The organism is Curtobacterium sp. MCLR17_032, from assembly GCF_003234795.2.
GTDB lineage: Bacteria > Actinomycetota > Actinomycetes > Actinomycetales > Microbacteriaceae > Curtobacterium.
In genome coordinates, this window is record NZ_CP126268.1 from 1,852,724 (window position 1) to 1,867,425 (window position 14,702).

General features: G+C 69.8%; 15 protein-coding genes. 14 read left to right on the forward strand and 1 reads right to left on the reverse strand.

Annotated features, from left to right (window positions below; all coding sequences use genetic code 11):
* Nucleotides 1–22: 22 nt before the first annotated feature.
* The 14 genes from DEI97_RS08760 (at nucleotide 23) to DEI97_RS08825 (ending at nucleotide 13,993) form a co-directional block, all read left to right on the forward strand.
* Complete coding sequence (locus DEI97_RS08760; protein WP_111073442.1) at nucleotides 23–565, forward strand: adenine phosphoribosyltransferase; 543 nt, start codon at nucleotides 23–25, stop codon at nucleotides 563–565.
* A gap of 95 nt (nucleotides 566–660) precedes the next feature.
* Nucleotides 661–2,649, forward strand: a complete 1,989-nt coding sequence (thrS, locus tag DEI97_RS08765) for a threonine--tRNA ligase (protein WP_111073692.1) — start codon at nucleotides 661–663, stop codon at nucleotides 2,647–2,649.
* Entirely contained in the window at nucleotides 2,649–3,227 is a 579-nt protein-coding gene (locus DEI97_RS08770) for an HIT family protein (protein WP_111073443.1), read from the forward strand. The genes thrS and DEI97_RS08770 overlap by 1 nt, the downstream gene beginning before the upstream one ends.
* Before the next feature lie 12 nt (nucleotides 3,228–3,239).
* Nucleotides 3,240–4,157: a pyridoxal 5'-phosphate synthase lyase subunit PdxS gene (gene pdxS, locus DEI97_RS08775; protein WP_111073444.1), complete on the forward strand. Its 918-nt coding sequence runs from the start codon at nucleotides 3,240–3,242 to the stop codon at nucleotides 4,155–4,157.
* A complete protein-coding gene (pdxT, locus tag DEI97_RS08780; RefSeq protein ID WP_111073445.1) occupies nucleotides 4,147–4,746 on the forward strand; it encodes a pyridoxal 5'-phosphate synthase glutaminase subunit PdxT in 600 nt (199 codons plus the stop codon). The genes pdxS and pdxT overlap by 11 nt, the downstream gene beginning before the upstream one ends.
* Nucleotides 4,747–4,850: 104 nt before the next feature.
* Complete coding sequence (locus tag DEI97_RS08785; RefSeq protein ID WP_111073446.1) at nucleotides 4,851–5,615, forward strand: YebC/PmpR family DNA-binding transcriptional regulator; 765 nt, start codon at nucleotides 4,851–4,853, stop codon at nucleotides 5,613–5,615.
* A 26-nt stretch (nucleotides 5,616–5,641) separates the two neighbouring features.
* Nucleotides 5,642–6,265: a crossover junction endodeoxyribonuclease RuvC gene (ruvC, locus tag DEI97_RS08790; protein WP_181439114.1), complete on the forward strand. Its 624-nt coding sequence runs from the start codon at nucleotides 5,642–5,644 to the stop codon at nucleotides 6,263–6,265.
* A complete protein-coding gene (gene ruvA / locus DEI97_RS08795) occupies nucleotides 6,262–6,879 on the forward strand; it encodes a Holliday junction branch migration protein RuvA (RefSeq protein ID WP_111073448.1) in 618 nt (205 codons plus the stop codon). Before ruvC ends, ruvA begins: the two co-directional genes overlap by 4 nt.
* Entirely contained in the window at nucleotides 6,876–7,913 is a 1,038-nt protein-coding gene (gene ruvB / locus DEI97_RS08800) for a Holliday junction branch migration DNA helicase RuvB (protein ID WP_111073449.1), read from the forward strand. The genes ruvA and ruvB overlap by 4 nt, the downstream gene beginning before the upstream one ends.
* Nucleotides 7,914–7,979: 66 nt before the next feature.
* Complete coding sequence (locus tag DEI97_RS08805; RefSeq protein WP_111073450.1) at nucleotides 7,980–8,369, forward strand: preprotein translocase subunit YajC; 390 nt, start codon at nucleotides 7,980–7,982, stop codon at nucleotides 8,367–8,369.
* A gap of 91 nt (nucleotides 8,370–8,460) precedes the next feature.
* The gene (gene secD, locus DEI97_RS08810; protein ID WP_111073451.1) at nucleotides 8,461–10,218 is read left to right on the forward strand and encodes a protein translocase subunit SecD; all 1,758 of its coding nucleotides are present in this window, start codon (nucleotides 8,461–8,463) and stop codon (nucleotides 10,216–10,218) included.
* Nucleotides 10,218–11,216, forward strand: coding sequence for a protein translocase subunit SecF (secF, locus tag DEI97_RS08815; RefSeq protein ID WP_111073452.1), 999 nt, complete (start codon nucleotides 10,218–10,220; stop codon nucleotides 11,214–11,216). The genes secD and secF overlap by 1 nt, the downstream gene beginning before the upstream one ends.
* Complete coding sequence (locus tag DEI97_RS08820) at nucleotides 11,216–11,575, forward strand: rhodanese-like domain-containing protein (protein ID WP_111073453.1); 360 nt, start codon at nucleotides 11,216–11,218, stop codon at nucleotides 11,573–11,575. The genes secF and DEI97_RS08820 overlap by 1 nt, the downstream gene beginning before the upstream one ends.
* 45 nt (nucleotides 11,576–11,620) lie before the next feature.
* The gene (locus tag DEI97_RS08825; RefSeq protein WP_258376612.1) at nucleotides 11,621–13,993 is read left to right on the forward strand and encodes a RelA/SpoT family protein; all 2,373 of its coding nucleotides are present in this window, start codon (nucleotides 11,621–11,623) and stop codon (nucleotides 13,991–13,993) included.
* 40 nt (nucleotides 13,994–14,033) lie between these two features.
* Here the strand turns inward: DEI97_RS08825 and DEI97_RS08830 are convergent, their stop codons facing one another.
* Nucleotides 14,034–14,618, reverse strand: coding sequence for a type IV toxin-antitoxin system AbiEi family antitoxin (locus DEI97_RS08830; RefSeq protein WP_181439115.1), 585 nt, complete (start codon nucleotides 14,616–14,618; stop codon nucleotides 14,034–14,036).
* Nucleotides 14,619–14,702 lie beyond the last annotated feature (84 nt).

Below are 14,702 nucleotides of genomic sequence, written 5' to 3' on the forward strand. Positions count from 1 at the left end.
CCAGCCCCGTACGGTTGAGGACATGACCGACTCCGCCGCTGCCCTCGTCGAGCGCCTCACCACGATCGTCCCCGACTTCCCGAAGCCGGGCGTGCTCTTCCGCGACGTGACGCCGGTGTTCGCCGACCCGATCGCCTTCGGCCGCGTGTGCGAGGCCCTCGCCGCGCCCTTCGCCGTCGGTGGTGGCTTCGCCGCCGTCGCCGGCATCGAGGCGCGCGGGTTCGCGCTGGCCGGCGGGATCGCCGCGCAGCACCAGGTCGGCGTGCTCACGGTCCGCAAGGCCGGCAAGCTGCCGGGCGAGGTCCTCAGCGAGCAGTACGCGCTCGAGTACGGCGAGGCCGAACTCGAGCTCCGCCCGGGCCAGCTCGAACCGGGCACCCGGGTGCTCGTCGTCGACGACGTCCTGGCCACCGGGGGCACCGCCGCCGCGACCGTGACCCTGCTCGAACGTGCCGGGTACCAGGCGATCGGCTTCGCCGCACTCCTCGAACTCGACGGCCTGTCCGGTCGCGAACGCATCGAGCCGCGCCTGCCCGTCACCACGCTCGGCCGCGTGCCCGCCTGACCCGGCCCGCCACTACCATCGACGTACCACCATACCGAGGGAGCCCCACCATCGTGACCGAGTCAGTCGCCGCACCGTCCGCCGAGCCCGACGCCGTGCCCCAGGCACCCGAGCCCCGCACCGCGACGACCACCACGACGGGCACCGAGCTCTTCGACGGCGTCCGCGGCGTCGTCGCCATCCGGGTCGACCGCGTCCTCAAGGACCTCGCCGCGGACGTGCAGGCGGGCGAGACCGCCGAGCCGGTGACGCTCGACGAGCAGGACGGCCTCGACATCCTCCGGCACAGCGCCGCCCACGTGCTGGCGCAGGCCGTGCAGCAGATCAACCCCGACGCCAAGCTCGGCATCGGGCCGCCCGTCACCGACGGCTTCTACTACGACTTCGACGTCGCCGAGCCCTTCACGCCGGAGGACCTCAAGGCGATCGAGAAGGGCATGGACCGGATCGTCAAGCAGGCCCAGCGCTTCCGCCGCCGGGTCGTCAGCGACGACGAAGCCCGCCAGCTGATGGCGGGGGAGCCCTACAAGCAGGAGCTCATCGGGCTCAAGGGCGCCGCGTCCGAGGGCGACTCGGGCGAGAGCGTCGAGGTCGGTGCCGGCGAACTCACCGTCTACGAGAACGTCGACCCGAAGTCCGGCGACGTCGTCTGGCAGGACCTCTGCCGTGGCCCGCACGTGCCGCACACCCGCTGGATCGGCAACGCCGCGAAGCTCATGCGTGTGGCGGCTGCGTACTGGCGCGGCTCCGAGAAGAACCCGCAGCTGCAGCGCGTCTACGGCACCGCCTGGCCCGACAAGGACCAGCTCAAGGCGTATCTCGTCCGCCTCGAGGAAGCCGCGAAGCGTGACCACCGCAAGCTCGGTGCCGAACTCGACCTGTTCTCGTTCCCGGACGAGATCGGCTCGGGCCTGGCGATCTTCCACCCCAAGGGCGGCATCATCCGCCGTGAGATGGAGGACTACTCGCGTCGTCGGCACGAGCAGGAGGGCTACTCCTTCGTCTACACGCCGCACATCACCAAGGGCGACCTGTTCGAGCAGTCCGGTCACCTGGGTTGGTACAAGGACGGCATGTTCCCGCCCATGCACATGGACGAGGCCCGCGACGAGGACGGCAACGTCACCCGGCAGGGTGCGGACTACTACCTCAAGCCGATGAACTGCCCGATGCACATCCTGGCGTACCGGTCGCAGGCTCGCTCCTACCGCGACCTGCCCCTGCGGATGTTCGAGTTCGGCACGGTCTACCGCAACGAGAAGTCCGGCGTCATCCACGGCCTCACCCGGGTCCGCGGCCTGACCCAGGACGACGCCCACATCTTCACCACGAAGGAGAAGATGAAGGAGGAGCTCACCACGACCCTGCAGTTCGTGCTGTCGCTGCTCCGTGACTACGGCCTCGACGACTTCTACCTCGAGCTCTCCACGAAGGACCCGGAGAAGTACGTCGGCGACGACGACGTCTGGGAAGAGGCCACGAACACCCTGCGCGAGGTCGCCGAGGAGACCGGACTCGAACTCGTGCCGGACCCCGCCGGAGCGGCGTTCTACGGCCCGAAGATCTCGGTGCAGGCCCGTGACGCCATCGGCCGCACCTGGCAGATGTCGACCGTGCAGCTGGACTTCAACCTGCCGGAGCGCTTCGGCATCGAGTACGCCGCAGCCGACGGCACCCGCCAGCGTCCGGTGATGATCCACCGCGCCCTGTTCGGCTCGATCGAGCGGTTCTTCGGCGTCCTCACCGAGCACTACGCCGGTGCGTTCCCCGCGTGGCTGTCGCCGGTGCAGGTCGTCGCCATCCCGGTGGCCGAGGAGTACGGCGACTACCTCGACGAGGTCGTCGCGAAGCTCCGCGCCCAGGGCGTCCGCGCCGAGGTCGACCACTCGGACGACCGCATGCAGAAGAAGATCCGCACGCACACCAAGGCCAAGGTGCCGTTCCAGCTCATCGCGGGCGGGGACGACCGTGACGCCGGAGCCGTGAGCTTCCGCTTCCGCGACGGCCGCCAGGACAACGGTGTGCCCGTGGACGAAGCGGTCGAGCGCATCACGACCGCGATCCGCGACCGCGTGCAGGTCTGATGACCGGCCCGCTCGACGACGAGGGCAACCCGCTGGAGATCCGGGACGCCGCCACCCAGGCGGCGGTCCCGGACTCCTTCCAGCGCCTGTGGAACCCGCACCGGATGGCGTACATCGACGCCGGCCGTGCGGGGGAGGGCCGCGGCCACCGCGACGACTGCCCGTTCTGCGAGGCACCGCGGAAGTCCGACGAGGACGCCCTCATCGTCGCGCGGGGCGAGCACGCCTACGTGCTGCTCAACCTGTACCCCTACAACAACGGCCACCTGCTGGTCTGCCCCTACCGGCACGTCCCGCTCTACGACGAGGCGACGCCCCAGGAGCTGCAGGAGATCGGCGAACTCACCCAGACGGCGATGCGGGTCCTGCGCGAGGTCTCGCACTGCGACGGCTTCAACATCGGCATGAACCAGGGCGAGGTCGCCGGAGCGGGCGTCGCCGCCCACCTGCACCAGCACATCGTGCCGCGGTGGCAGTCGGACGCGAACTTCTTCCCGATCATCGCCCGGACGAAGTCGCTCTCGCAGATGCTCGGCGACACTCGTCGACTCGTCGCCGAGGGGTGGCCGTCGGACTAGACTGAGGGGATCATGAGCGACAGCACCCCCAGCACCGTCAACGCCACTTCGACCACCGGGTCCTCGCGCGTCAAGCGCGGTCTCGCGGAGATGCTCAAGGGCGGCGTCATCATGGACGTGATCGACGCCGACCAGGCACGCATCGCCGAGGAAGCCGGCGCCACCGCCGTCATGGCCCTCGAGCGCGTCCCCGCCGACATCCGCGCCCAGGGTGGTGTCGCCCGCATGTCCGACCCGTCGATGATCGAGGAGATCATCGCCGCCGTGTCGATCCCCGTCATGGCGAAGGCCCGCATCGGCCACTTCGTCGAGGCCCAGGTGCTGCAGGAGCTCGGCGTCGACTACATCGACGAGTCCGAGGTCCTCTCGCCGGCCGACTACGTGAACCACATCGACAAGTGGAAGTTCACGACCCCCTTCGTCTGCGGTGCCACCAACCTCGGCGAAGCGCTCCGTCGCATCACCGAGGGCGCGGCGATGATCCGCTCCAAGGGCGAAGCCGGCACCGGTGACGTGTCCGAGGCCACGCGCCACATCCGCACCATCTCGAAGGAGATCGCTGCGCTGCGGAACCTCAAGGAAGACGAGCTCTACGTCGCCGCCAAGGAACTGCAGGCGCCGTACGACGTGGTGAAGGAAGTCGCCCAGACCGGCAAGCTGCCCGTCGTGCTCTTCACCGCCGGTGGTGTCGCCACCCCGGCCGACGCCGCGATGATGATGCAGCTCGGCGCGGACGGCGTGTTCGTCGGCTCCGGCATCTTCAAGTCGGGCGACCCGGCCAAGCGTGCCGCCGCCATCGTGAAGGCCGTCACCTTCCACGACGACCCGAAGGTCATCGCCGAGGTCTCCCGCGGTCTGGGTGAGGCGATGGTCGGCATCAACGTCGCCGACGTCCCCGCACCGCACCGCCTCGCCGAGCGTGGCTGGTAAGCCGTCGCCCCGGATCGGCGTCCTCGCCCTGCAGGGCGACTTCCGCGAGCACATCGCGTCGCTCACCGAGCTCGGCGCTGACGTCGTGCCGCTCCGCCGTCCGGAGGAGATCGACACCCTCGACGGTGTCGTGATCCCCGGCGGCGAGTCGAGCGTGATGGACAAGCTGTCCCGCGCGTTCGGCGTCGCCGGACCGCTGGGCGACGCCATCCGCGGGGGGCTGCCGACCTACGGCACCTGTGCGGGCATGATCATGCTCAGCTCGCGGATCACCGACGGCATCGCGGGGCAGCACACGCTCGACGTGCTCGACACCACGGTGCGGCGGAACGCGTTCGGCAACCAGAACGACTCGTTCGAGATCGACATCCCGATGCCCGACCTCGGCGAGGCCCCGGTGCACGCGGTGTTCATCCGGGCGCCGGTCGTCGAGCAGCACGGCGCCGGCGTCGACGTCATCGGTGCCCTGCCCGACGGTCAGGTCGTGGCCGTGCAGCAGGGCAACGTGCTCGCGAGTGCGTTCCACCCCGAGGTCGCTGGCGAGGACCGGTTCCACCGCCGCTTCCTCGACATCGTCCGTCGCGCCTGATGCCCACCCGGCCGCCTGGCCAGCCGGGCCTGCGCGGCGGACGCACACCGCGCCTCCCGGGCCGGTAAACTGTCGGAGACTTTCCGCACGACGCAAGGAGAACCGTGTCCGGGCATTCCAAGTGGGCGACGACGAAGCACAAGAAGGCCGTCATCGACGGTCGCCGTGCGAAGTCGTTCGCCAAGCTCATCAAGAACATCGAAGTCGCCGCGAAGATGGGCGGGGCCGACATGTCGGGCAACCCGACCCTCGTCGACGCGGTCCAGAAGGCCAAGAAGACCTCGGTGCCGAACGACAACATCGACCGCGCCATCAAGCGCGGTGCCGGCCTGACCGGCGAGTCGATCGAGTACACGACCATCATGTACGAGGGGTACGGGCCGAACGGCGTCGCGCTCCTGGTCGAGTGCCTCACCGACAACAAGAACCGTGCCGCGGCCGAGGTCCGGACGGCGATGAACCGCAACGGCGGCACCATGGCCGACCCGGGCAGTGTCGCGTACAACTTCAACCGCAAGGGCGTCATCTCGGTCACCAAGACCGACGCCCTGACCGAGGACGACGTCATGACGGCCGTGCTCGACGCGGGTGTCGAGGACGTCATCGACCAGGGCGGTGGCTTCGAGGTCATCACCGAGGCGAGCGACCTGGTCGAGGCCCGCACCGCCCTGCAGGCAGCCGGCATCGACTACGACGCCGCGGACGCCGAGTTCGTGCCGAACCTCAAGGTCGAGGTCGACGCGGACACCGCCCGCAAGGTGTTCAAGCTCATCGACGCGCTCGAGGACAGCGACGACGTGCAGAACGTCTACGCCAACTTCGACGTGCCGGCGGACGTGCAGGCTGAGCTCGACGAAGACGAGGACTGATCACGGCCAGGGCCGGCGCGCTGCGGGTGCTCGGGGTCGACCCCGGGCTCACCCGCTGCGGCGTCGGCGTGGTCGAGGTCACGCCGGACCGCCGCGCCCGCCTGGTGCACGTCACGGTCGTCCGTACCCCGGCGGACATGGCGCTGGAGCTCCGGCTGCTCGCGATCGCCGAGGGCATCGCCGAGCAGATCGACGCGCACCGGCCCGACGCGGTGGCCGTGGAGCGGGTGTTCGCGCAGGCGAACGTCCGGACGGTGATGGGCACGGCGCAGGCGTCCGGCCTCGCCCTGCACGCCGCCGCCGCGCGCGGGCTGCCGGTCGGGCTGCACACCCCGTCCGAGGTCAAGGCCGCGATCACCGGCTACGGCAACGCCGACAAGCGGCAGGTCCAGGCGATGGTCGCCCGGGTCCTCGGCCTCGCCGAGGCACCCAAGCCCGCCGATGCCGCGGACGCGCTCGCCCTGGCGGTCTGTCATGCCTGGAGGCTCGGCTCACCCGACGCCGTCAGCTCCGGACCGGGGACCCTCACCCCCGCACAGCGTGCCTGGCGGGACGCGCAGGCCGGGGCGGCCGGCCGCAGTGCCGCGTCACCCCTCGTGCGGAGCGGCGGCGCGAGGACGTCCCCGGCCCGCCCTAGGCTCGGAGCATGATCGCGAGTCTCCGGGGCACCTGCATCGACGTCGCCGGATCGACCGCCGTGGTGGAGGTCAGCGGAGTCGGGTACGCCGTCACGGTGACGCCCGCGCACGCCCTGACGATGCGCCACGGGGCGGAGGTCTTCGTCCGCACGGCCCTGATCGTCCGGGACGACGCGTTCGAGCTCTTCGGCTTCGAGTCGACCGATGCCCTGCGCGTCTTCGACCTGCTCCGGAGCGTCTCCGGCGTCGGCCCGAAGTCCGCACTCGGCGTCCTCGGACAGATGACCGCGGCCCAGGTCGCGAACGCCGTCGCGCACGACGACGACGGGGCGTTCCGCAAGGTCTCTGGCATCGGACCGAAGACCGCCAAGCTCATCATCGTCGCCCTCTCCGGCAAGCTCGCCGCGTTCGAGGCACCCACGACCACCGGCGCCGCTGCCGCGGTCGCCCACCCCGCGACCGAGGACGTCGTCATCGCCCTGGTCGGCCTCGGCTGGCGCGAGGACGCGGCGCGCAGCGCCGTCGACGACGCCGTCGCGAACGAGCCCGGCGTCGAGCAGATGGGGACGCAGGCACTGCTCCGGGCCGCGCTCGGGACCCTCCGACCCACGGGTGCCGGCCGATGAGCGGCGGGATCACCGCCGCCGACGCGCAGTCACCGGAAGAGCTGGCGTTCGAGGGCGCGCTCCGGCCGAAGTCGCTCGACGAGTTCGTCGGCCAGCGGAAGGTCCGCGGGCAGCTCGACCTGCTGCTCAAGGCCGCCGCCATGCAGGACCGGACGCCGGACCACATCCTGATGGCCGGGCCTCCCGGACTCGGCAAGACCACGCTGGCGATGATCGTCGCGCACGAGTCGTCGCGCCCCCTGCGGATGTCGAGCGGACCGGCGATCCAGCACGCGGGCGACCTCGCCGCGGTGCTGTCGTCGCTGATGCCCGGTGACGTGCTGTTCATCGACGAGATCCACCGCATGGCGCGTTCGGCGGAGGAGATGCTCTACCTGGCGATGGAGGACTTCCGCATCGACGTGATGGTGGGCAAGGGCGCCGGGGCGACGAGCATCCCGCTCGACCTCGCGCCGTTCACCCTCGTCGGCGCGACCACCCGAGCCGGGCTCCTGCCGAACCCGCTCCGCGACCGCTTCGGCTTCACGGCGCACCTCGAGTTCTACGAGCGCGACGAACTCGAACAGGTCCTGATCCGCGCCGCGCACCTGCTCGAACTCGACTTCGACCGGTACGCCCTGCGGGAGATCGCCGGGCGCTCCCGCGGCACCCCGCGCATCGCGAACCGACTGCTCCGACGGGTCCGGGACTTCGCGCTCGTGCACGGCACGAGCGACGGCATGTCCGCGGTCCAGGGCGCGCTCGAGCTGTACGACGTCGACGAGTACGGCCTCGACCGGCTGGACCGTGCCGTGCTCGAGACCATGCTGACCCGCTTCGACGGCGGCCCGGTCGGCCTGAACACCCTCGCGGTGTCCGTCGGTGAAGAGTCCGAGACGATCGAGTCCGTCGTCGAACCGTTCCTCGTGCGGATCGGTCTCGTGACGCGGACGCCCCGCGGGCGGATCGCGACCCCGCAGGCGTGGCGCCACTTCGGTCTGACGCCCGGGCAGGCCGCGGCACAACCCGGACTCTTCGCCGCAGACGATGCGTGAAGTACTGCACATGTGCGTGCTCTAGACTGCTCGCGCCCGAAACCGCTCGACCGACCGAAGGCTCCCATGGACCAGTACTTCCTCATCATCATCGTCGTGGCGTTCGCGGCCTTCATGTTCTACAGCAGCCGCAAGCGCAAGAAGCAGCAGACCGAGACCGCCAGCCAGATGGTCCCGGGCGCGCGCGTCATGCTCTCGTTCGGCCTGTACGGCACGCTCGTGTCGGTCGATGACGAGAAGGTCACCGCGGACGTCGAGATCGCGCCGGGCACCGTCATCACGGTGCACCGCCAGACGCTGTCCCGCGTCGTCCCGGAGGAGACCCCGGAGGCCGTCGACACGACCGTCACGACCGAGACCGAAGCAGACTCGCACGTCACCGAACTCAACGGCGAGCCGATCTACGGCGAGCGTGTCGAGGACGTCGACAGCACGAAGCGCAAGACCGAAGACTGACCTCCGACGCCGCCGGCTGACCGGCGGTGCGACACCATGAGCCCCGTGCGTTGCGACGCGCGGGGCTCACGACAGAAAGACGAGACGACCGGTGGCACGATCGACACCCGTCAAGAAGGCGCTCCGCTCGCTCACCTGGTTGGTGATCCTGATCGCGGTCCTCGCGGGGCTGAACACCGCCGCGTCGGTCCTCGCGGGCAGCACCAAGGACGCCTCCGACAAGTGGTACGCCGGCGCGAGCTGGGTCCCCGAGCTGGCACTCGACCTGCAGGGCGGCACCCAGATCACCCTGGCGGCGCAGAGCACCGAGGGCTCGGCAGTCACCTCGCAGCAGCTGCAGCAGGCGGTGAACATCATCCGCCAGCGCATCGACGCCACCGGTGTCTCGGAGTCCGAGATCAACACCCAGGGCGCGAACAACATCGTCGTGTCGATCCCGGGCAAGCCGGACCAGCAGACGATCCAGCGCATCGAGGCCGCGGCGAAGCTGACCTTCCGTCCGGTGCTCTTCACCGAGGCCGCGTCCGACAGCGCCGTGGGGGACTCCGGCAAGGGCTCCACCGCCTCGCCGACGCCGTACTCGCCGCCCGCCTCACTGCAGGCGACGCCGAGCTCGAAGCCGACGAACGGCAGCGACCTCGCCTGGGTGACGCCGAAGCTGCAGGACCTCTACACGAACTACAAGTGCTCGGCTCCGGACGACGTCACGTCGGCCCCGGACGACGAGCCCCTGGTCACGTGTGACAACGACGGTGCCGCCAAGTACATCCTCGGTCCGGTCGAGGTGTCGGGTGCCGACATCAGCAACGCCACCTCCGGCCTCGCGTCGAACTCGCAGGGCACGACCACCGGCGAGTGGGCGGTCAACCTGTCCTTCAACGGCGCGGGCACGAAGGACTTCGGCTCGGTCACGAACCGCCTGGTCAAGCTGACGCAGCCGCAGAACCAGTTCGCGATCGTCCTCGACGGCACCGTCATCACGGCGCCGACGACGAACTCCGCGATCACCAACGGCAAGGCGCAGATCACCGGCAACTTCACCGCCGACTCGTCGAAGACCCTGGCCGACCAGCTGAAGTACGGCGCCCTGCCGATCAACTTCCAGGTGCAGTCGAACGAGGTCATCTCCTCGACCCTCGGCACCGCGCAGCTCGTCGGCGGTCTCGTCGCCGGTCTGATCGGTCTGATCCTGGTCGTCATCTACTCGGTCATCCAGTACCGGTCCCTGGCGTTCGTCACGGTCCTGTCGCTCGGTGTCGCCGCCGCGCTGACGTACCTGGTGATCGCGATCATGTCCTGGCGCGTCGACTACCGACTCTCGCTCGCGGGGGTCGCGGGTCTGATCGTGGCGATCGGCATCACGGCGGACTCGTTCATCGTGTACTTCGAGCGCATCCGTGACGAACTCCGTGACGGCCGTGCGCTCGAGAGCGCCGTCGAGTCCGGCTGGAAGCGTGCCCTCCGCACGATCCTGGCGTCCGACTCGGTCAACTTCCTCGCCGCCGTGACGCTCTACGTGCTCGCGGTCAGTGACGTGAAGGGCTTCGCGTTCACGCTGCTCCTCACCACCCTGATCGACGTCGTCGTGGTCGCGCTCTTCACCCACCCGATGATGCAGCTCATCGCCCGCACGCGCTTCTTCGGCGAGGGGCACCGCTTCAGCGGCCTCGACCCGGCAGCCCTCGGCGCGGTGTACCGCGGACGTGCCCAGTTCCGGGCGCCGATCGTGGACGGCAAGAGGCAGCGCAGTGCGCGTGAAGCCGCTCGTCGCCAGACCATCGCCGAGCGCAAGGCCGCCGGCTCCGACAACGGCACGGGCAACGGCACCGGCAACGGGAAGGACAGCTGATGGCGAGCTTCAGCCAGTTCGGCAGCGACCTCTACACGGGCAAGCGGTCCTACGACATCGTCGGGCGCCGCAAGACCTGGTACATCATCGCGATCGTGTGCATCGTGCTGTCGCTGGCCATCCCGTGGCTCCGCGGCGGCTACCAGCTCGGCATCGAGTTCACCGGTGGGTCCGAGTTCACGATCTCCGACGCGAAGTCGACCGACCAGGGCATCGCGACCGAGACCGTCGAACGCGTCGTCCCGGACGTCATCCCGCGCGTCTCGCAGCTCGGCCAGCACGGCATCCGCGTGCAGACCGGTCAGCTGACCACGGCCCAGACCGACGAGATCGCGTCCGAGCTCGCGACGGCGTACAAGGTGCCGTCCGAGAAGGTCGCTGCGACCTTCATCGGTGCGACGTGGGGCGCCGACGTCCTGGCGCAGGCGATCCGTGGTCTCGTGATCTTCCTGGCCCTCGCGGCCGTGTTCATGGCGCTGTACTTCCGCACCTGGAAGATGTCGCTCGCGGCCATGGTCGCCCTGATCCACGACCTGCTCATCACGGCGGGTGTCTACGGCATCGTCGGGCTCGAGGTCACTCCGGCCGCCGTCATCGGCTTCCTGACCATCCTCGGCTACTCGCTCTACGACACCGTGGTGGTGTTCGACAAGGTTCGTGAGAACACGAGCATCGAGTCGATCCGCACGTTCAAGCAGTCGGTGAACCTCGCGGTGAACCAGACGCTGGTCCGGTCGATCAACACCTCCATCGTGGCGCTCCTGCCCGTCGCGGCGATCCTCTTCATCGGGTCGTACGTGCTCGGTGCCGGCACGCTCCGTGACATCTCGCTCGCGCTGTTCATCGGCATCATCGTCGGGACGTACTCGACGATCTTCCTGGCGTCGCCGATGTACGCGCACCTCCGCGAGAAGGAGCCGAAGATCGTCGCTGCCGACGCCAAGAAGCAGCAGGCCGCTGCGAAGAAGCGTCCGGTCGAGGCCGGGGCGGACGTCTGATGGCCGCCGCCGAGGTCGACCTCACCGACGCCCTCGCCCGCCTCGACGCGGGTGCCCCGCTGATCGACGTGCGCGAGCAGTCCGAGTGGGACGAGGTGCACGCTCCGCAGGCCACGCTGCTGCCGATGTCCGAGCTGCAGGCCCGCTGGGCCGAGGTGCCGGTCGACGACGAGCACCCCGCGGTGGTCGTGTGCCACAGCGGGTACCGGTCGGCCCAGGTCGTCGCTGCGCTCGAGCGTGCCGGTGTCCCGGCCGTCAGCCTGGCCGGTGGCATGGTCGCCTGGGAGCAGTCCGGCGCCCCCGTCGTCCGCGCCAGCTCGGACGCCGCCGCTGACGGCGAACGTGGTCACGAGCACTGACACGACGCGCGTAGTGTTGTCGGATCGAGTCCCGGGAGGCGCAGCATGACCGACACGCGTGAGTCCTCGCAGCCGGATGCCGGCGCCGCTCCCCAGCCCGGTGGCGCGTCCCGCCCCGGGGACGGAAGCCGTCCCGGCTCGTCGCCCCGGCCCTCCAGTCCGCCGCTGGGCGCGAACACCACCGGCAACCTCGGGTCGCTCCGGTCGCTGCTGCCGCGGCTGTTCTCGCGTGCACAGCCCGCTGGGGCCGTCGACACCCTGATCCGCACGGTGCGGTCGCACCACCCCAAGGCGGACACCACGCTCATCGAGCGGGCGTACTCCGTCGCAGAGCGGGCGCACGACGGGCAGAAGCGGAAGTCGGGGGAGCCGTACATCACGCACCCCGTCGCGGTGGCGCAGATCCTGGCCGACCTGGGCATCGGGACCATCACGATCGCCGCGGCACTGCTGCACGACACGGTGGAGGACACCGACTACCAGCTCGACCAGCTGCGCGAGGACTTCGGCGACGAGATCGCGATGCTCGTCGACGGCGTCACCAAGCTCGACAAGGTCAAGTACGGCGACAGCGCCCAGGCCGAGACCGTCCGCAAGATGGTCATCGCGATGTCGAAGGACATCCGCGTGCTCGTCATCAAGCTCGCCGACCGCCTGCACAACGCCCGGACCTGGGGCTTCGTCGAGTCCGCCTCCGCCTCGCGCAAGGCGAAGGAGACGCTCGAGATCTACGCGCCGCTCGCGCACCGCCTCGGCATCCAGATGATCAAGCTCGAGCTCGAGGACCTGTCCTTCGCGGTGCTCCACCCGAAGCTGTACGTCGAGATCGACAGCCTGGTCAAGGAGCGGCAGCCCAAGCGCGAGCAGTTCGTGCAGAACGTCACCGGGACCCTGAAGAAGGACCTGAAGGCCGCCAAGATCCGCGGCGACGTGATGGGTCGCCCGAAGCAGTACTACTCGATCTACCAGAAGATGATCGTGCGCGGGCGTGAGTTCGACGAGATCTACGACCTGGTCGGCATCCGCGTCCTCGTCCCCACGGTGCGGGACTGCTACGCGATGCTCGGAGCCGTGCACGCCCGGTGGACACCGCTGCCCGGGCGCTTCAAGGACTACATCGCGACGCCGAAGTTCAACCTGTACCAGTCGCTGCACACCTCGGTGCTCGGACCGCAGGGCCGAGCGGTCGAGATCCAGATCCGCACGCACGAGATGCACCAGCGGGCCGAGTTCGGTGTCGCCGCGCACTGGAAGTACAAGCAGCGCATCACCGGTCGCGAAGCCGAGAGCACCACGCAGTCCGACCAGGACATGGCGTGGCTCGCACACATCACCGACTGGCAGGCGGAGACCAGCGACCCGGCCGAGTTCCTCGACTCGCTGCGCTACGAGATCGGCGCGAAGGAGACCTACGTCTTCACGCCGCAGGGCAAGGTCATCGGCCTGCCCGCCGGCGCGACCCCGGTCGACTTCGCGTACGCCGTGCACACCGAGATCGGGCACCGCACGATGGGCGCCAAGGTGAACGGCCGACTGGTGCCCCTCGAGAGCGCCCTGTCGAGCGGTGACGTCGTCGAGATCTTCACGTCGAAGAACCCCGACTCGGGGCCGAGCCAGGACTGGCTGACGTTCGTCCGCAGCCCGCGGGCCCGGAACAAGATCAAGCAGTGGTTCACGAAGGAACGTCGCGAAGAGGCGATCGAGCAGGGCCGTGACGCCATCGCCCGGGCGATGCGCAAGCAGAACCTGCCGCTCCAGCGCATCATGAGCCAGGACACCATCTCCGAGGTGGCGTCGGCGATGCGGTACGACGACGTCGCCGCCCTGTACGCGGCGGTCGGCGAAGGCCACGTGTCCAGCCAGTCCGTCATCGAGAAGGCCCTCGGCAGCATCCAGACGGAGACCGAGACCGACGAGCCCGAGCTGTCGTTCCCGCGCCACGTCACGAGCCGCCAGCTCCGCAACAGCGACAGCGGTGTGCTGGTCCGCGGTGCGCCGGACATCCTCGTCAAGCTCGCGAAGTGCTGCACCCCGGTGCCGGGCGACCAGATCGTGGGCTTCATCACCCGCGGCCAGGGTGTGTCGGTCCACCAGGCGTCGTGCACCAACGTGAAGTCGCTGATGAACGAGCCCGACCGGATGATCGAGGTCGAGTGGGCGCCGTCGTCGAAGTCGGTGTTCCTCGTCCAGATCCAGATCGAGGCCCTCGACCGTTCCGGGCTGCTCAGCGACGTCACGCGGGTCCTCACCGACCACCACGTGAACATCCTGTCCGCCACCGTGTCGACGTCGTCGGACCGACTGGCGCTGTCCCGCTTCGTGTTCGAGATGGGTGACACCACCCACCTCGATCGCGTGCTGAACGCCGTCCGTCGCATCGACGCCGTCTACGACGTGTACCGGGTCAGCGCGGGCTGACCCGACTCGGGCCGGACCGGACCGGACCGGGCCGGACCCGTCAGGCAGATCCAGACCGATCCGGCCGGCCCGACTGATCAGGCCAGACCGCGGCGTCGCGAAACCGTCGCTGCGCCTGCCGGCCCATCGGCGCCCGCTCGTTCTCTGCCAGGCCGCGGGCGAGGGCGGCGGGATCGACCCCGGCGGCCAGGACCAGGCCGCGCAGGGCCTCGGCGTCGCGCGCGCCGAACGGTCGGCGCAACCGCAGCAGGTCGAGGGCGGTCGCCGCGGGCGTCAGGACCCGCACGTCGGCGCAGGTGGTGACGTCGGCGGCCTCCAGGGCGATCTCCCGCACCGCGGTCCACGCTCCCTTCCGCCGGAAGCGTTCGTCCGCGGGGACACAGCCGTCGTGGGGGACCGGTGGTCGTGAGCACGCGCCCCAGATCCATGCTGCGCTGAGGCCGCCCGCGACGACCCGGACGTCGCCGACGCTCCAGGCGAACGAGGCGGCGCGGAGGGCGGCGTCCTGCGGTTCGGCGATCGACGCCCAGCAGGCCCCCACCGCGACGAGGTCACCGGCGAGCACGGCGGCGTGCAGCTCTGCCGCCGGCCAGTCGTCCGTCGTGACGAGGCGGGAGGAGGGCACGAGCACATGATCCCGCACCCGGTGCCTCCGGCGACGCCGCTGTGGAGAAGCCGAGCCGAGCCGTCAGCCCAGCGACATCAGTGC

Coding starts and splice junctions, on each gene's coding strand:
- DEI97_RS08760 (WP_111073442.1), top strand. CDS start 23: ATGACCGACTCCGCCGCTGCCCTCGTCGAGCGCCTCACCACGATCGTC.
- DEI97_RS08770 (WP_111073443.1), top strand. CDS start 2,649: ATGACCGGCCCGCTCGACGACGAGGGCAACCCGCTGGAGATCCGGGAC.
- pdxS (WP_111073444.1), top strand. CDS start 3,240: ATGAGCGACAGCACCCCCAGCACCGTCAACGCCACTTCGACCACCGGG.
- ruvA (WP_111073448.1), top strand. CDS start 6,262: ATGATCGCGAGTCTCCGGGGCACCTGCATCGACGTCGCCGGATCGACC.
- ruvB (WP_111073449.1), top strand. CDS start 6,876: ATGAGCGGCGGGATCACCGCCGCCGACGCGCAGTCACCGGAAGAGCTG.
- DEI97_RS08805 (WP_111073450.1), top strand. CDS start 7,980: ATGGACCAGTACTTCCTCATCATCATCGTCGTGGCGTTCGCGGCCTTC.
- secF (WP_111073452.1), top strand. CDS start 10,218: ATGGCGAGCTTCAGCCAGTTCGGCAGCGACCTCTACACGGGCAAGCGG.
- DEI97_RS08820 (WP_111073453.1), top strand. CDS start 11,216: ATGGCCGCCGCCGAGGTCGACCTCACCGACGCCCTCGCCCGCCTCGAC.
- DEI97_RS08825 (WP_258376612.1), top strand. CDS start 11,621: ATGACCGACACGCGTGAGTCCTCGCAGCCGGATGCCGGCGCCGCTCCC.